The organism is Pseudoalteromonas sp. Scap25 (assembly GCF_013394125.1).
GTDB lineage: Bacteria > Pseudomonadota > Gammaproteobacteria > Enterobacterales > Alteromonadaceae > Pseudoalteromonas.
The window spans coordinates 2930470-2947322 of sequence record NZ_CP041327.1 but is presented as its reverse complement, the minus strand read 5'-3'; the positions used below and the strand labels follow the sequence as shown (position 1 = coordinate 2947322).

Genomic DNA, 16853 nt, shown 5'->3' with positions numbered 1-16853 from the left:
GGGATATAAACGAGACACCTCTCATTGTGCTTTTATTCACGATTACTTACAACCTGTTATTAGTAAAACAAACCAATTAGTACAAAACAGATTTAATAACTAAAAAGTTAATAAAAAAGCTACTAATGGGATAATAAAAAATGAGGGAAGTCTGTGAGTAAAATATCAACCAAAAAATGCGCTTTAGCACTGGCTATAACAGCGAGTTTATCTGGACATGCAATAGCAAATGACGAGGCTATTGCTCGTCAATCAACCGCTAAAGCAAGCGAAGAAGTGGTACAAGAAGTACCAGAGAAAATAACAGTAACAGGCTCGCGTTTAAAGCGTGATAGCTTTTCAGTTACGACTCCGCTGGTTACCATGGACAGAGCATCAATTCAGGATACAGGCTTAGGCAATCTTTCAGATGTATTAATCGATAATATGCCTGCACTGAGCCAAAGTATTGGTAACACAACCAGCCAATCAAGCATTTCGGGTACTGGTTTATCAACAGTCCAGCTTCGTGATTTAGGCGCTAATAGAACGCTGACATTGATTGATGGCCGCCGTGTTGTCTCTAATAGTTACGGTGGTAATTATGTCAGTTTAAATACTATTCCTAGTGGCATGGTAGAGCGCGTTGAAATTATCAGTGGTGGTGCATCGGCCACTTATGGTGCTGATGCGGTTGCTGGTGTAGTTAATATTATTACCCAGTCAAAAAAAGAAGGTTTTGAATTTCAAGCCCGAGGCGGTGAAACAACAGATGGTGGCGGTCGCGAGTTTACGCTTGATTTAAACTACGGAACGTCATTTGCTGATGATCGCGGTTATGTATTTGTTAGCTCAAACTGGGATCGTGATTTTGGTATGACCTTTTACGATCGCGACCGAGCGCAAATAGAAGCGGCGCATAGTTACGATGATGAGCTGATGTGTAATCAAATGTACACTGCTGATGGCTATCAGTGTATGAGCGGTATTACACAAGCTGATTGGGCAAGCAAAAGCGATGGTACCTTAGGTGGTGTATTTTTAGAGAATAATAATAACGACACTCAGTTTTGGTACGACGGTCAAACGCTACGTGATGATTGGAAAGGCAATGAAGAAATTTATGGTATTAATTCACAGCAATACGTCATGCTTGATGTGCCGAGTGATAACTTTTCGACTGCAATAAAAGTCGATTATGATGTAACAGACGACATCATGAGTTATTTCCAAATTCAATACAGTAAGAGTGGCTCGTTCAACGATAAGTCACCAGAAGATGAATACGAAGGGGCTTACGTACCTCGCTACGACCCAGTGACAGGGGATCCTATCGATGATATTGCGCCAGGTTATATTCCTATTGATAACCCATATGTGCCACAAGAAATTATTGACAGTAACCCATACAAAGACCGTATTTATTGGGATCGCCGTTTTGGTGAAGTAGGTAATATCAGCACTGATAACGACCGTACGACTATTCGTACCTGGGCTGGCCTGCAAGGTATGATGTTTGATGATACATGGGATTGGGATATTTCTGCCGGATATGGTCAATTTAAACAGCATCAAATCCGCAGTAACGAGTTAAACACGGTACGTGTTAACCAAGCCCTGCAAGCTGAAAAGCTAGCCGATGGCACTATTCAATGTAAAGACGCCGAAGCGCGAGCGCAAGGATGTGTCCCACTTAATTTATTTGGTGAAGGGTCTATTACCCCTGAAATGGCTGACTGGATCCGTACAAATCCAATTATTGATACGAAGATTCAACAGTATACGGTAATGGGTTATATCACCGGTGATTTATATGAATTACCAGCAGGCAATGTGTCTGCAGTATTTGGCGCAGAGTATCGTAAAGACTCGCAAAGCCTAGATACCAGTGATGATATGAAAGCGGGCGGTATTACGTTTAACGTTGTGCCTTCTTTTTATGGTGAAGTAGAAGTGTATGAGGCGTTTGCAGAGCTTGCAGTGCCACTGCTTAAAGATGCGCCATTTGCTAAAAGCTTATCGGCAGAAACATCGTTGCGTTTAGCAAATTACAGTATTGATAATATCAGCACCGTAGCCAGTTATAAGTTAGGATTATTGTGGCAGCCAATTGATGGATACATGCTACGTGCTAACTATGCGCGTGCACAGCGTGCCCCAACTATTACAGAGCTATTGTCACCTCCTCGTGGCGATTTTGATTCATTTGATGATATTTGTGATGGCTTAACGGCAGCATCAACAAACCCAGGGCACGATAACTGCCGTTTAGAGCCAACCTTGGCACAAAAGCTGGCTGATGATCCTGACTTTGAATTTGAAAGTGAAGACAATAACTATTCACCAAATACGGGTAATCCAAACTTAAAAGAAGAAACAGCCGATACCTATACCTTTGGTATTACTGTTTCACCTGAGTTTTTAGATGGCTTTAACTTAGCGGTTGATTACTACGACATTGCCATTGTTGATGCAATTGATGAAATAAGTAACGAAAACATCATGCGTGAATGTTATGACTCAGAAGCGTCATGGGGTAGTGATAACGAATACTGTAACGATATTACCCGTAACGACGAAGGTAACATTGTAAAAATACTACAGCGTGAATATAACTTAGATGAGTTAACAGCGCGCGGTTACGATGTAGTTGCAACTTACAAATATGACATAGGCAGCTATGGTAACCTGTCATTTAAGCTTGATTACAATCACATTATTGAAAACTCACAAACCTATGAAGGGTTAGATGGTAACAGTGTTACTTCACAGTATGCAGGTTATGGCCGTTCAAAAGATAAAGCCGCTATGTCGATTGTATGGAAAATGGATGACTTACGTATCCGCTGGCGTACGAATTACGTAGGCGCATTTAAAGCAAGCCAAGAAGATGAGAAAGACTACCTTGAGTATGTTGCTGCAAATGATGAGCGCTGTGCTGAGGGCGATGCCGGTTGTATTGCTAACCCTGAGCCACTGGCATACCAAAACTACGGCTCATTTTTAAAGCATAGTTTATCAGCGTCTTACACTATGGCATTGACTGATAAGAGTGACTTACGTGTATTTGGCGGGATTAATAATGTATTTGACGACAAAGGGGCATTTTACCCAAGTGGTCGAGGGAACTTCTATAGCCGTTACGGCGGCGGTGCAGGCCGCTATGTTTATCTAGGTGCACAATATAGCTTTTAATAATTTTTAGCTGTATTTGTTTGCAAAGGCACTCCTTCGGGCGTGCCTTTTTTATTGCTTATAAAATTTGTTTTATCGCAGTGAAAGTGTTTAGTATAAGACATAACTTAATTTTAATATGAACGAAGGACTTGCTATGAAGTATCTCAAAATGGGTAGTCTAATTGCGTGTTTAGCAGGGCTTACAGGGTGTTCTGATGATGTTGCTTCAGTGAGTTTAGGGCTGTTTACCACTAAAGATGTGGTGGTTAACTCACAGCAAGACCCAATTGTTACAGGGGTTACTTGTCATATTAGTCACATTGAGGCTAATTTAGACTTTTCAGACCCATCAGATATGTCGATTGCTTGTCGCCAAACAGGGCCAATTACCGCAGACCAATTACAGTCTATTGACCGTAGTAAGTCGGGTGAAGTCGTGTTTAAATCATCTAAGAGTATTTTGTTTAAGTCGTTAAAAGTTCGTCGCATTTATGATGCTAAAACCCATACGTTATTGTATTTATCGTACTCAACGAAAGAATCTACGGGCAGTCATCATCACGCGCTTTCTACGGTGCCTTTATACAATACACAAGCATGGCAATGGGCGAAGGGGCAAGAATAGTTTATGTTAACCCTATTTAAATCAAAGCCCTTATTGGCAGAACAAGAACAACAGTGGCTAGTTGATACCTTTATTTGGGCAGCAGAAAACTTTGACCTGAATTTTTTTACTAAGCACAGCCAAATTATTTTGCCAACGGTCGAGTTTTTTCCTGATTCTGTTTCAAGCATTGAAGAAATGGCCAGTAAAGTGTTTGCGCGTGTTAAACACTATGCTGGTATGGATGAGTGGCCTATAACACTTGTTGCACCGCAACAATTACAACCTCAGGTGTTTCCACATTTTGAATTTAGTGAGCATCTACGTGGTGAGCACTGCCATTTAATGGTGCCACCAAGCCATACAATTAATGTGTCGTTTAACCCCAACCAAATTAATCAGCCACAAGATTTAGTAGCTAGCTTTGCAGGTACTCTTGCTACTATTTTAATTCATCATGTAGGCGTATTACCTCCAGGTGGTAAAGAGTTCTTACCTCAAGCAACGGATGCTTTAGCGTGCTTTTTAGGTTTTGGGGTGATGATGAGCAATACCGTGTACCAGTTTAAGGGGGGTTGTGGCTCATGTTACAACCCATATGCCAATCGCGAAGCCACGCTCAGTGAAACCCATACTGTATTTATGCATGCTTTAGTAAGCTACTTTAAGCAAGATAAACACTCTAAAAAACATTTAAAACCGCATTTAAGAGGCCAATTTAAAAAAGCGCAAAAAGAAATAAAAGCGTTGGTTAATCAGTCGGCTAACCCATTGTTGTTGGCTTTTTCGCCAGAGCAAGCCAGTTAATTATGATCTATATTGATGAGTTTTTATTAATTGCCATTGCTCACTTTTTTGCAGTGGCCAGCCCCGGACCAGATTTTGCTGTGGTACTTAAGCAAAGCGTACAGTACGGCAGGCATAATGCGCTGTGGACCAGTGCAGGTGTAGGCGCAGCTATTTTATTACACATAGCTTATTGTGTGTTGGGAGTCGCGTTGGTGTTAACTCAATCGCCTTCGCTGTTTATGGCACTTAAATATATAGCTGGTGCTTATTTAGCGTATTTAGGTGTGCAGGCGCTACGCGCTGCTAAACCTTCAAACACCTCATCAGAACAGACTGCAAAACCCAGCCTTGCACCTGAGTCATCATGGCGTGCGTTTCGGCGTGGTTTTTTTACCAATGCATTAAATCCTAAGGCTACGCTATTTTTTATGTCGTTGTTTACCTTGGTGATTAGCCCAACGACACCGGTAATAGTGCAAGTGGGGTATGGTGTTTATATGGCGCTTGCTACCTGGGCTTGGTTTTCTATTTTGTCGCTATTGTTATCAAAAGCACGGGTGCGAAACTTTTTTCAACAAAGTGGCTATTGGTTCGATCGTGGCATTGGCATTATTTTAATCGCACTGGCTGTGCGAGTTGTTATTTGATAGACCCTAAGGAATAGTATGGCGTTATATAATTTTTCGTTTGGCTCCAATATGTCATCTAATCGTTTATTGGCACGTTTACCTAACGCAAAACGTGTGGGTACGGCGCTTTTAAAAGGCTATAAGTTAACTTTTAATATGGCCTTTGCTGATGGTTCAGGTAAATGCACTATTGTGCCCACCAACGAACCCGATGCAGTTGTATATGGGGTGGTGTATCAGCTTAATGAGGCCGAAAAAGAGATCTTAGATAAAATTGAAGGCCCTAATTACGACTGTGTTGATTTAACCGTGAGCCTTTTAGATGACGATGATATTAATGTGCACTGCTATATAGCAAACACACATGACGACACACTGCTACCTTATGATTGGTACGTGCAGCATGTATACCGAGGCGCACTTGAGGCTGGCGTACCCGAACACTACAGTCAACGCATTTTAGCTTACCCGAGTAAGCAAGATACGAATAAAGCGCGCGCCGAAATAGAATTTGCGGTTCATCAAGATTAAACAAAAATAATAACCTAAGGTAACACTATGAAACTAACAAAATTAGCCACAGCCGCATTATTGGTTGGCTGGGCGTTCACGAGCTCTGCAGCGGTTGATACCGATAAAATTTCAGAGGTGATCAACGCTTCAATGACACGGTTTGATGTACCCGGAATGGCCGTTGCTATTGTTGAAAATGACAAAGTTGTATTCGCTAAAGGCTTTGGTGTTGCCAACCTCAATACAAATAGCAAGGTGAATAAAGACACTTTATTTGGCATTGCTTCAAATACCAAGGCATTTACCAGTGCAGCACTGGCTAAGCTGGTGGATGAAGGCAAATTAAGCTGGGATGATCGCGTAATTGATCACCTACCCGAATTTAGATTGTATGACCCATACGTTACCCGTGAAATGCGAATTCGCGATTTGCTAAGCCACCGCAGTGGGTTAGGGCTTGGTCAAGGCGATTTAATGATTTGGCCAAGTACTGATAAATCGGTAGCCGATATTTTATCGGGGCTGAAATATTTAAAACCTGCCAGCAGTTTTCGTAGCCAATATGCGTACAACAATCTAATGTTTGTTACCGCTGGTGAAGTTGTTGCCCGTATATCGGGGATGAGCTGGAACGACTACATTGAAAAAAATATTTTACAGCCGCTCAATATGAGCAACTCACGGGCTGGCTTTTCGCGTATCGCTAAAAATAACAAAAACTGGGCAATTGGGCACATCCCAATGGACGGTAAATTACATCCTTTTTTTGTTAATTACCTTGAAGATTTTAGAGGGGCAGGCGCCATTGCATCAAGCGTAAATGATATGAGCCAATGGCTTCGTACTCAACTTGCTGGTGGCAAAATGCCTAATGGCGAACAGCTATTTAGTGAAAAGCAGCAAGCACAAATGTGGCACCCACATATTACCTCACTGGCATCTAAAAGTGCCTATGAAGCGTATCATCAGCAGTTTAGAGGTTATGGATTAGGCTGGAGTATAGAGGATTACCACGGCGTTAAGAAGCTGGCACATGGTGGTGGCATTTTAGGTATGGTCTCGCAGGTTACTCTTTTGCCAGAGAAAAATGTGGGAATTGTGATATTAAGCAACCAACAAGCGTTTTCTGCATTATCGGCGGTGACTCATGAAGTACTTGAAGATGTACTAGAGCTTGAAGATAAAGACTGGGTTGAAGATTTAGCTAAAAAGCATTTTGCAGGTAAAGAAAAAGCCTATGCTAACGCGGCTCCATCAGTGCCAGCAGATATCCAGCCGGCATTGCCAACCATTAATTACACCGGTACTTTGCATGATGATTGGTATGGCGATGTAATAGTTGAAGAGTTAGATGGCAAATTACGCATTGATTTTACCCATACAAAGCGCCTCAAAGGTGAATTGGAGCATTACACAGGTAATACCTTTATTGTTAAGTGGGACGAAAAGTTATTAGAGGCAGATGCCTTTATTCGTTTTTCTGTGAGTGCAGATAATCGCGTAGAATCAGCGAAAATGAAGGCGGTTTCAACGCAGGTCACCGATTTTAGCTTTGATTTTAGAAATCTCGACTTAAAAGCTAAATAGCCACTATTTTGGTTAAATAGTCGTTTAGTATCAACCAAAGTCGCAAAGCCACCCTAAGGTGGCTTTGTTATACTCGTCAAGCAACTTATCTTTGGAGTTAGCTATGCGCACTGCGATTATTTCTCACCCCCACTGTCGTAAACATAAAATGATTGACGATCATCCAGAGTGCCCTGAGCGTTTGGATGCGATAAACGACCGTTTACTTGCAAGTGGACTGGATGTCGCTATTGAGCAAAAACAATCGCCTAAGGCCTCACGTCAGCACTATTTATTGGCGCATAGTGAACAACACATTAATCATGTAGAAAGTATGATCCCAACCGAAGGGCTTAGCGATTTGGACGGTGATACTTGGTTGTGCCCTGATTCATTGAAAGCAATTGAACGCGCCGTAGGGGCAGGGTTACTCGCTGTCGATGAGATTTTAGAGGGTAAGTTGGATGCCGCGTTTTGCTCAGTACGCCCGCCAGGGCATCACGCTAATCGCGACAGCTCCTCAGGCTTTTGTGTGTTTAACAACCTTGCGATTGCGGTTAAATATGCACAAAGCAAAGGGGTTAAACGTATTGCCATTATCGATTTTGATGTACACCATGGCAATGGCACCCAAGATATTTTTATGGATGATGAAAATGTGTTGCTGTGCTCGTTATTTCAATATCCATTTTATCCAAATACTGCCATTAAAAATAACGCCACGTTGGTAAATTCACCTTTGCCTATTGCTAGTGATGGTACTGATTTAAAGGTACTTTATGAGCAACAATGGCTACCAAGATTAACAGAATTTAAGCCTGAGCTACTTTTTATAAGCGCTGGATTTGACGCGCACCTTGAAGATGATATGGCCAGTTTAAAGTTTGTTGAAAGTGATTATATATGGCTCACTGAGCAATTAGCGCAATTTAGCCAACAACATGATTGCTTAGGAATTATCTCTTACCTAGAGGGGGGATACTCACTGTCTGCCCTCGGGCGCAGCGCGATTGCACACGTTAAAGCCTTAGTTGATTTCGGCGAGTAACCTAAATGCCTGTTCAGGAGTAAGCTGCTCTATTTTACTGAGGCAACATTGCCCTTCTTTTGCTAAATATTCCTTTACCAATTGCGCTAATTGTATTGCACTGAGTGCATTATGCGCATCGCCATTTAAACCTTGATAGCCACTTACTTTATCTAAAATAACCACGTTTTGCTGCTCATGCTGGTCCATAGTATAAATAAAATCATGTAACTCATCGGCATGCTCTAATAGCTCAATCTCATTATTATAAATAATAATTAATGGGTAACTGATGCTCATATATTGTCCTAAATCAAATTGTTATTTACTGAATAATTTATAATCGTGCATTGGTTTAATTTTGGAAGTAAAAGCAATGCCCCACACTAGCCGCTATCAAAAAGTATGCGATGTTTTTACCAATAAGGTGATCGCCTGTACTAAGGATACCCCTTTAATTGAAGCGGTGAAACTAATGCGTGCGCACAATGTTAGCGCTATTTTTGTTAAACATCAGCAGCAAATAGTGGGGGTGTGGACTGAAACTGATTGCTTAACGCTTAACTTTTCTGATCAGACTCTTAGACAAGTAATGATTGAAAAGGTAATGTCGAGTCCGGTATTGAGTGTACCCAGGCAGCAATTATTAACCGATACCGCCATGGTGTTTAATAAGCATGGCGTAAGACACTTACTGGTAACAGATGCGAATGATAACCCAAGCGGGGTGATTAGTATTACTGATATTGTGAGTAATCAAGGATTAGAGCATTACCTGCAATTTAGACCGATAAACGAGCAATATAATAAAAATATTAGGGTAGTCCCCAGCTCATTAGCAATTAATGACGCGGTTAACTTAATGCGCGAATACGCTGAAAAAGTGATTTTAGTCTTTAATGAAGATGAAAATGCCCATGGCATTATTACCCAACGTGATTTACTAAAGCTCATCACCGAGCAGCATAACCATCTTGTTTGTTGGGATTTAGCGAGCCGTCCTTTGTATAAAATAAGCCCTCAAGACAGCCTTTTTGATGCTTACAGGTTGATGTCGGAAAGTAATATTCGGCATTTAGTAGTAAGCGAAAATAATCAAATAAACGGTGTATTATCGCTTGAAAACCTAATTAATGAAATTGAAACTGCGTATTGCTGCGAGCTTGAAAAGGTACTTCAGCAGCGAGATATTGCACTGCAGCACTCACAGCGTAATTTATTCTTAGCCAATAAAATTATCGACTCCTCCCTAGATGGCATCATGATCACCGACTCGAATGGAGTGATTATGCAAGTAAACCCTGCATTTACTCATTTAACCGGTTACAAAGAATATGAGGTGATAGGTAAGCGGCCTAATATGTTGAGCTCAGGGCGTCATGATAAAAACTTTTACATAAAAATGTGGGACTCACTGACTAAAACTGGGGTATGGCAGGGGGAAATTCATAATCGTAAAAAATCTGGCGATATTTATATTGAGTGGCTCAGTATTATAGAAATAAAAGAGCCAAGTCATAGTGATGTTATATACGCTGCTATTTTTAGTGACATAACAGAGCGAAAGAGTGCAGAAGAAAAAGTAGTGCAGCTAGCATATTTTGATGAACTAACCGGTTTACCTAATCGGCGCTTATTTAACGATAGGCTCTCTATGGCACTGGCCTCTGCTCACAGAGATAAACAAATGCTAGCGGTAATGTTTATTGACCTTGACCGTTTTAAAGAGGTAAATGACAGCTTGGGCCATAACGCCGGTGATACCTTATTAAAATTAGTCTCTGAGCGCATTATTAACACCCTTAATGAGGGGGATACACTGGCACGATTAGGGGGAGATGAGTTTATTGTTTTGTGTGAGGTTGAAAGCGTAGCAGCTGTTATCAGACTTGCAGAGGGTATTTTAAATCACTTAAATACCCCCTTTAAATTGGAAGGATTTGAAGTGGGTGTTACCGCCTCTATAGGTGCAGCGGTTTATCCAGATGATGGCTTAGACAGTGAAACATTATTAAAGCATGCTGATATTGCCATGTATCGCTCAAAAGATGTGGGGCGTAATTCGTTTCAGTTGTTTCAACCCTCAATGAATGCCCGCTCCCTTGAGCGCTTAGCGATGATGAGCCGCTTTCAACATGCGCTTGAAAATGATGAGTTTGAGCTTTATTTTCAGCCTAAACAGTGTTTAAAAACAGGGGCGATTATGGGGGCTGAAGCACTACTGCGTTGGCAAGACCCTGATTTAGGCACTATTTCGCCAGCTCAGTTTATCCCGCTTGCTGAAGAGTTAGGTTTAGTTGTTCGTCTCGATTTATGGGTTATTAACCAAGCCGGTAAGGAGTTAACTCTTTGGCAAGCACAAGGAATGAATCCCGGACGTTTAGCGATTAATGTATCTGCTTGCCACCTAAGCCAAGGTAAGCTAGCTGATAACATTAAGGCCATGCTTACTCGCTATCAATTACCTGGGAGTTTACTTGAAATAGAGCTGACTGAAAGTAGCTTTATAGGTTCTTTTTCACAGGCAAAAGAACAGTTACAACAGCTTAAAATGTTAGGTGTACATATTGCGCTTGATGATTTTGGCACGGGGTATTCGGCATTAAGCTATTTAACCAAACTGCCCTTTAACACGTTAAAAATTGATGCCAGTTTTATTGCTAAAATTCCTGATGAATACGGCAATAGCCAAATTGTAGCGGCTATTATAGCCATGGCGACAAGTTTAGGGTTAGATGTGGTTGCTGAGGGAGTTGAGCATGCCTCGCAAGAGACACACTTAGCAACAATAGGCTGCAATATTATTCAGGGTTACCATTATTGCTATCCATTAACACGACAGCAATGGATAGCATTTTATAACCAAGCAGCAAAAGGTTATTCTGAGTCTACGCTCACTTCATAAGAGGTGAATTTTCGAATATTAATCACACCGGTATCAAAAATTAAGTACTGACCTTTTATACCTTGTAAAATACCGCTAACAACAGGGTTTTTATCAAAGTTAAATGAGCTAATTTTAGTTGGGTATTCACTAACTGGAAAATCAAGGTTTACTACGTCTTCATCAAGTTGTTCAATGGCGGTTGCGCCAAACAGCTCACTCAGCTCTGTAAGCTTTTCGCTTATTTGTGGAATAAGTTCAGCGGCCGCGGCTTTTAAATCAAGCGTGTCGTTTTGCCCTTTAAGCATATTACGCCAATTAGTTTTATCAGCAATAAACTGTGCCAGCGCTACTTCAACTAAGCCCGATTGCAAACGAGTCTGCACTTTAAAAATAGGTAAAGCTTGGGTTGCCCCTTGGTCAATCCAACGGGTAGGAATTTGTGTATGGCGAGTAATACCTACTTTTAATCCTGAGGTATTTGCTAGGTAAACATAATGCGGGATCATGCAATTTTCTTCGCCCCACTCTGGCTCGCGGCAGGTGCCTTGGTCGTAATGGCAGGTTTCCGGTTTCATGATACACATATCGCAACTGGCAAGTTTGCGCATACATACAAAGCAATGCCCCTGAGAGTAGCTCTTTTTGGTTTTTTTACCACAGTTAGAGCACAAAATTGTGCCACTAAAAGTAAGGGTCAGCTGTTTGCCAATTAAGGCATTTAAATCAACCAGCTGCTCACCTACAGGTAGATGATATTGAACTGGCTCTGTTAAGCTCGACTTTAATTTACGCAGTGTACCTTGCATCTTTTCTTGGCCCCAAAGATGTTAAAAAGGGGAGTTTAACATTTTTAGGCTGTATTGGCTTTTTAAGAAGTCTAAATAATTATCATAAGAGAGTGCTTTGGCATACAGGTAGCCTTGAGTACGGTCGGCGTTCATAGCTGTAAGTAGCTGATGAACCTCTTGAGTCTCTACGCCCTCAATCGTGATAGTTAGGCCCAGATTATGTGCCATATCTATGGCTGTTTGCACAATAACCTGATGCGCACGGTTATCAGTTAAATCAAACACGAATGACTTATCTACTTTAAGTTCGCTAAAGTGATAGTTAACCAAGTAGCTAAGCGATGAATAACCAGTGCCAAAGTCGTCGAGTACCACTTTAACGCCCAAGGTGGCAAGCTCCTCAACCAAGGTGACTAATGCATCTTGGTTTTCGACAAAAGCAGATTCAGTCAGTTCAAACTTTAATAAGTGAGGGGCAACTTGATATTTAATTAAAATATTCTCTACTTTTTCAGTCAAATTAGTAATGGCTAGATTTTTTGCACTTAAATTAATACTAATACTATGATTGCTTATGTCATCGGATGCCAGCTTTGCAATGTCTTTACAGGCTTGTTCAATAACCCAAATTGTTAATTCATTAATAATACCAGTGTGTTCGGCGAGTATAATTAGCTTTTCTATCGAAATATTTTTAAAGTCAGCATCTGGCCAGCGTAGTAGGGCTTCCGCGCCGTGTATACTGCACTCCTCTAAGCTCACTTGTGGTTGATAATAAAGTGCAAGTTGATCCTCTCTTATCGCTTGCTGTAGCTTGGCTGCAAGAGCAACGTCCATGGTAAAGTTGTCATGCGCAAGTGATGAGCTTACTTTGCTTAGGTTATGTTTAGCGTCGTGTAATGCTAAATAGCCTCGTTTTAACCAAAACTCAAAATCATCACGTTTACCGTAACCACTAATGCCAACACTGTAATTAAGTTGTAAGTCTAGACCTTTAATTTGATATGTTTTTGGTAACTTATTTAAGATCTGTTTGAGTAATTCTTCGAACGTGTGCTGACTCTGTTTTTTAGTAGAAATGCAGGCAAATACGCCACTGCCCAAATCAGCAATTTTAGCTGGCTGATTAATACCATTGTTGAGATGAAAAAACTCTCGTTCAAAGCTTAATTTGCATTCAAGCTCGTGAGCAACATGCTTAATTAGCTCATATCCTTGCGAAGAGGTAATAATGGTATTTAGCGAGTTAAAATGACGTATTTTCACCAAACATAAAGTGGTAGAGCGCTGCTGCGCCTTGAGTGCCATAAAGGCATATTTTAGCTTGGCGCTATTGAGTAGCTTGGTTTGTTGGGTATGTGTTGCATGATAAAGAACTTGCTCACGCTGGTAACGAATCCGATCAGCAAGTGCCATTGCCATTAGGACAATTTCACACAAAATGGCAACTAAAAATGCATGGCGTATTGAAAAACTATAGGAAATAACACCTGTGAGCTCTAGAGGTTGGATAGCTGCGCCAATGATCAGTGGTACCCACGAAAATACGTAAAACTTAGCCCAACGAAAACCACTTCTTAATTTGTTATAAATTAAAATGAAGCAGACAATATATTGCGATCCTAGAATTACAAAAAATATCGGCGCAGCTATGTTTTCGGGAATGAAAAAGCTCAATATACCGAGAACTAGCATCAGCCTTAATAAGCCGATGCTTAGTTTATAACGCCAGCAGCCGTCTTTGTGATAACGCAAAAATAGTGTACAAAAGGCGAGGGTAAAAATCGCCATGGTGTAGTTGACCACAATGACTTTTTCGTGAATAAATAATTGCCATTCAAGCGGCCATAAGTAAAAACCAAATCCGAGCACGGTTCCCATTAATGCAATAGCGCTAATAATGTAGCCAATATAAACCAAGTAAACACGCTCTTTAATACCAAAATAGAGCAATAAGTTGTACAGCGAAGCCATTAGTAGTACGCCAGCAAAAATACCCCAAATGCCTGTTTGAGAGCGCACTAAGTCAACAAATACAGTATGGCGATATAAGTGAATTGGGGTTTTACTAATCCCCACGGTATCTATTTTTATGACTAATTGTTGTTTAGATTGGCCATCAAGCTTAAAACGGATATGGGGAACGCTGTACTTAAATAAAGTAAGGCGCGGCTCTTTATCACCAAGCTTATAAGTTTCGAGTAGCTGGTTATTACTATTGAGCCTATATATAGTGAGGTGATCCACCATAGGATTATCAAAGTGCGCCACCACATCTTCTTCTTTGCTGCTTTTGTTTTCTAAATCAAGGCGTAACCAATAATTTTGCTGTTGAAAACTCCAAGGAATATCGTTAAATTCTTGCTCTGTAAATTGCGCTTTATTACTCATTACTTCTGCGAAGTTTTGTGTTTTACTCTTGTCTATGTAATATGCATGATCGAGGTAAACAGGAGTTATTTTATCTATGGTATAGCGAGATGGCATCACAAAGTTTGTTGCCAATGTGCTGATAATAAAAAAGATAAAAATTAGTATTACGACCGCTATCGCATGATAGCGCAAGGTTTTAAATTCCAATATTAACCTGTGCCCTGATTGTTTTTTTATAGTGTAGCAGTAAAAAGCGCAGATAATCTGCGCTTATAAAGTTTAATGAGTAAAACTCAATAATTATTTTTCACGAGCAATTGCACGATAGGCTATATCTGTACGGTATTCCATGCCGTCCCAGCTGATTTCATCAACCAGTTTATAGGCACGTTGTTGCGCTTCGGTAACGGTATTACCTAGTGCCGTTGCACATAATACTCTACCACCGGCAGTTACTACGTTATCGCCATCTTGCTTAGTCCCTGCGTGAAAAACTTTTTCGCCTTCAGGGTAAGTTACTTTCAGGCCACTAATCGCATCGCCTTTCGGGTAGCTATCTGGGTAGCCTTTGGCAGCTAAAACAACACCTACAGCAGCGCGTGAATCAAACTCAATGGTAGTTTTATCAAGCTCTACACGGTTAGCAGCTTCAATCAGCTCAACTAAATCTGATTGCAAACGTAGCATCATAGGTTGTGTTTCAGGGTCGCCAAAACGACAGTTATATTCAATTACTTTTGGTGTGCCGGTGTCATCTATCATTAAGCCTGCATATAAAAAGCCAGTGTACGGGTGGCCTTCGCTAGCCATACCTTCTACCGTAGGGTAAATCACTTCATTCATAATGCGTTGATGAATTTCATCAGTCACTACCGGTGCCGGAGAATAAGCGCCCATACCGCCAGTATTTGGGCCAGCATCGCCATTGTAAGCACGTTTATGATCTTGGCTAGTTGCAAATGGCAGTACGTTTTCACCATCAACCATTACGATAAACGACGCTTCTTCACCTTCTAAAAACTCTTCGATGACAACGCGGCTGCCAGCTTCACCAAAGGCATTACCCGCAAGCATATCGCGAATGGCTTCTTCAGCCTCGTGCTCGTTCATGGCTACAATCACGCCTTTACCGGCCGCTAAACCATCAGCTTTTATAACAATCGGTGCGCCTTTCTCTTTTAAATAGGCAAGCGCAGGGTCGATTTGTTCAAACGTTTGGTAATCAGCAGTTGGGATAGCATGACGTGCTAAAAAGTCTTTAGTGAACGATTTAGACCCTTCAAGCTGGGCTGCACCGGCGGTTGGACCAAAAATAGCTAAGCCGTGTTCACGAAACTTATCAACAACACCTAATACTAGCGGCACTTCTGGACCAACAATGGTTAGCTCAACATTATTTTGTTGTGCAAAGCTAAGTAGCCCATCAAGATCTTCAACGTTAATTGCTACGTTCTCAAGTTTTGGCTCAAGGGCTGTGCCCGCATTACCTGGAGCAACATAAACAGTGTTTACTTTTGTATTTTGAGCGGCCTTAAACGCAAGTGCGTGTTCGCGGCCGCCGCTGCCAATGACTAATACATTCATGGCGAATATCCTATTTAAAGCGGTTTTTTAAATTTCAGCGTCATACGGTCGCTTTCACCTATGGCTTTATATTTAGCGGCATCTTGCTCGCCAAGTCTAAGGCTCGGTGGAAGGGTCCATACCCCTTTAGGGTGATCGGCTGTATCAAGAGGGTTTGCATTAATATCGCTTTTTGCTTCAAGTTCAAAACCTGCTTGTTCAGCAAGTGCAATAACCACACTCTGCTTCATATAACCTGATGACTTTTGCATTTCATCGGCTTGCTCTTCGGGTAGGCGATGTTCAACTACGCCTAAAGTGCCGCCAGGCTTAAGTGCTGTATAAAAAGACTTAAATGCATTGCTTGCTGCGTCTTTGTCTTTACTCATGAACCAGTTATGGACATTACGAAAAGTAAGTACCATATCGGCGCTACTTGCAGGGGCAATATCTAAATGAGTAGAAGGAGCAAACTCAGTAAGTTTAACGTCACTAAAGCGGGCATCTTCAGCGATTTTAGCTTTAAAGCCAGCAAGAGAACGTTGGTAGTAACCTACCGATGAATCAGCAGGAAAATGCGCGGCATAATAGGTGCCTTGCTCTTTTAATGCTGGCGCTAAAATTTCACTATACCAACCACCGCCAGGCGCAATTTCTACAACAGTCATTGTTGGTTTAAAGCCAAAAAACTCGAGGGTTTCTACAGGATTGCGGTATTGGTCGCGTTCACTGCTGCGCTCGCTTGCTTTAACTGCATTTGTTAATGCTGAGTCGTGGCCATGGTTGTGTGCTAATGCCATTGTTGAACTTAATGACAGCGTGGCAACCAGTAGAGATTTTAGTGCAAATTTCATCGTCTAATCCTTCACATTATAATTGTTAGTCATGGTTATAGAATAAGCAGAATACGTGAATTTGATGCAAACAAAAAGAGCTAACTGAAGCAGTTAGCTCTTTA

At 41.2% G+C, this 16853-nt stretch carries 13 protein-coding genes; 8 read left to right on the top strand and 5 right to left on the bottom strand.

Annotation, left to right across the window (positions count from 1 at the left end):
• Nucleotides 1-153 precede the first annotated feature (153 nt).
• From FLM54_RS13595 to FLM54_RS13565, 7 genes are all read left to right on the top strand, one after another.
• Nucleotides 154-3174: a TonB-dependent receptor domain-containing protein gene (locus FLM54_RS13595; protein WP_178956646.1), complete on the top strand. Its 3021-nt coding sequence runs from the start codon at nt 154-156 to the stop codon at nt 3172-3174.
• Nucleotides 3175-3310: 136 nt separating this feature from the next.
• Complete coding sequence (locus FLM54_RS13590) at nt 3311-3781, top strand: CreA family protein (RefSeq protein WP_178956645.1); 471 nt, start codon at nt 3311-3313, stop codon at nt 3779-3781.
• Between the two features lie 3 nt (nt 3782-3784).
• Nucleotides 3785-4567 carry a hypothetical protein gene (locus tag FLM54_RS13585; RefSeq protein WP_055012408.1) on the top strand — a complete coding sequence of 261 codons (783 nt, stop codon included), beginning with the start codon at nt 3785-3787 and terminating at the stop codon, nt 4565-4567.
• A gap of 2 nt (nt 4568-4569) precedes the next feature.
• Nucleotides 4570-5196 (top strand): LysE family translocator, encoded by a 627-nt coding sequence (locus tag FLM54_RS13580; protein ID WP_178956644.1) that lies wholly within the window; start codon nt 4570-4572, stop codon nt 5194-5196.
• Nucleotides 5197-5214: 18 nt separating this feature from the next.
• Nucleotides 5215-5709 (top strand): gamma-glutamylcyclotransferase family protein, encoded by a 495-nt coding sequence (locus tag FLM54_RS13575; protein WP_075169889.1) that lies wholly within the window; start codon nt 5215-5217, stop codon nt 5707-5709.
• A 27-nt stretch (nt 5710-5736) separates the two neighbouring features.
• On the top strand, nt 5737-7278 hold the full coding sequence (locus tag FLM54_RS13570; RefSeq protein WP_178956643.1) for a serine hydrolase: 1542 nt from the start codon (nt 5737-5739) through the stop codon (nt 7276-7278).
• 103 nt (nt 7279-7381) lie between these two features.
• Complete coding sequence (locus FLM54_RS13565; protein ID WP_178956642.1) at nt 7382-8305, top strand: histone deacetylase family protein; 924 nt, start codon at nt 7382-7384, stop codon at nt 8303-8305.
• On the opposite strand, the gene FLM54_RS13560 is transcribed toward FLM54_RS13565, so the two are convergent.
• Nucleotides 8285-8584 (bottom strand): DUF4144 family protein, encoded by a 300-nt coding sequence (locus FLM54_RS13560; RefSeq protein WP_178956641.1) that lies wholly within the window; start codon nt 8582-8584, stop codon nt 8285-8287. The genes FLM54_RS13565 and FLM54_RS13560 overlap by 21 nt on opposite strands.
• A 76-nt stretch (nt 8585-8660) precedes the next feature.
• Here FLM54_RS13560 and FLM54_RS13555 point away from each other — a divergent pair, with 76 nt between their 5' ends.
• Nucleotides 8661-11189, top strand: a complete 2529-nt coding sequence (locus FLM54_RS13555; protein WP_178956640.1) for an EAL domain-containing protein — start codon at nt 8661-8663, stop codon at nt 11187-11189.
• Here FLM54_RS13555 and FLM54_RS13550 read toward each other — a convergent pair.
• The 4 genes from FLM54_RS13550 to FLM54_RS13535 form a co-directional block, all read right to left on the bottom strand.
• Complete coding sequence (locus FLM54_RS13550) at nt 11162-11977, bottom strand: DUF2797 domain-containing protein (protein ID WP_138606552.1); 816 nt, start codon at nt 11975-11977, stop codon at nt 11162-11164. The genes FLM54_RS13555 and FLM54_RS13550 overlap by 28 nt on opposite strands.
• Nucleotides 11978-11998: 21 nt before the next feature.
• A complete protein-coding gene (locus tag FLM54_RS13545; protein WP_178956639.1) occupies nt 11999-14539 on the bottom strand; it encodes an EAL domain-containing protein in 2541 nt (846 codons plus the stop codon).
• 93 nt (nt 14540-14632) lie between these two features.
• Nucleotides 14633-15916 carry a phosphoribosylamine--glycine ligase gene (purD, locus tag FLM54_RS13540; RefSeq protein WP_178956638.1) on the bottom strand — a complete coding sequence of 428 codons (1284 nt, stop codon included), beginning with the start codon at nt 15914-15916 and terminating at the stop codon, nt 14633-14635.
• Nucleotides 15917-15930: 14 nt separating this feature from the next.
• Nucleotides 15931-16749 (bottom strand): class I SAM-dependent methyltransferase, encoded by an 819-nt coding sequence (locus FLM54_RS13535; RefSeq protein ID WP_075169883.1) that lies wholly within the window; start codon nt 16747-16749, stop codon nt 15931-15933.
• Between the last annotated feature and the right edge of the window lie 104 nt (nt 16750-16853).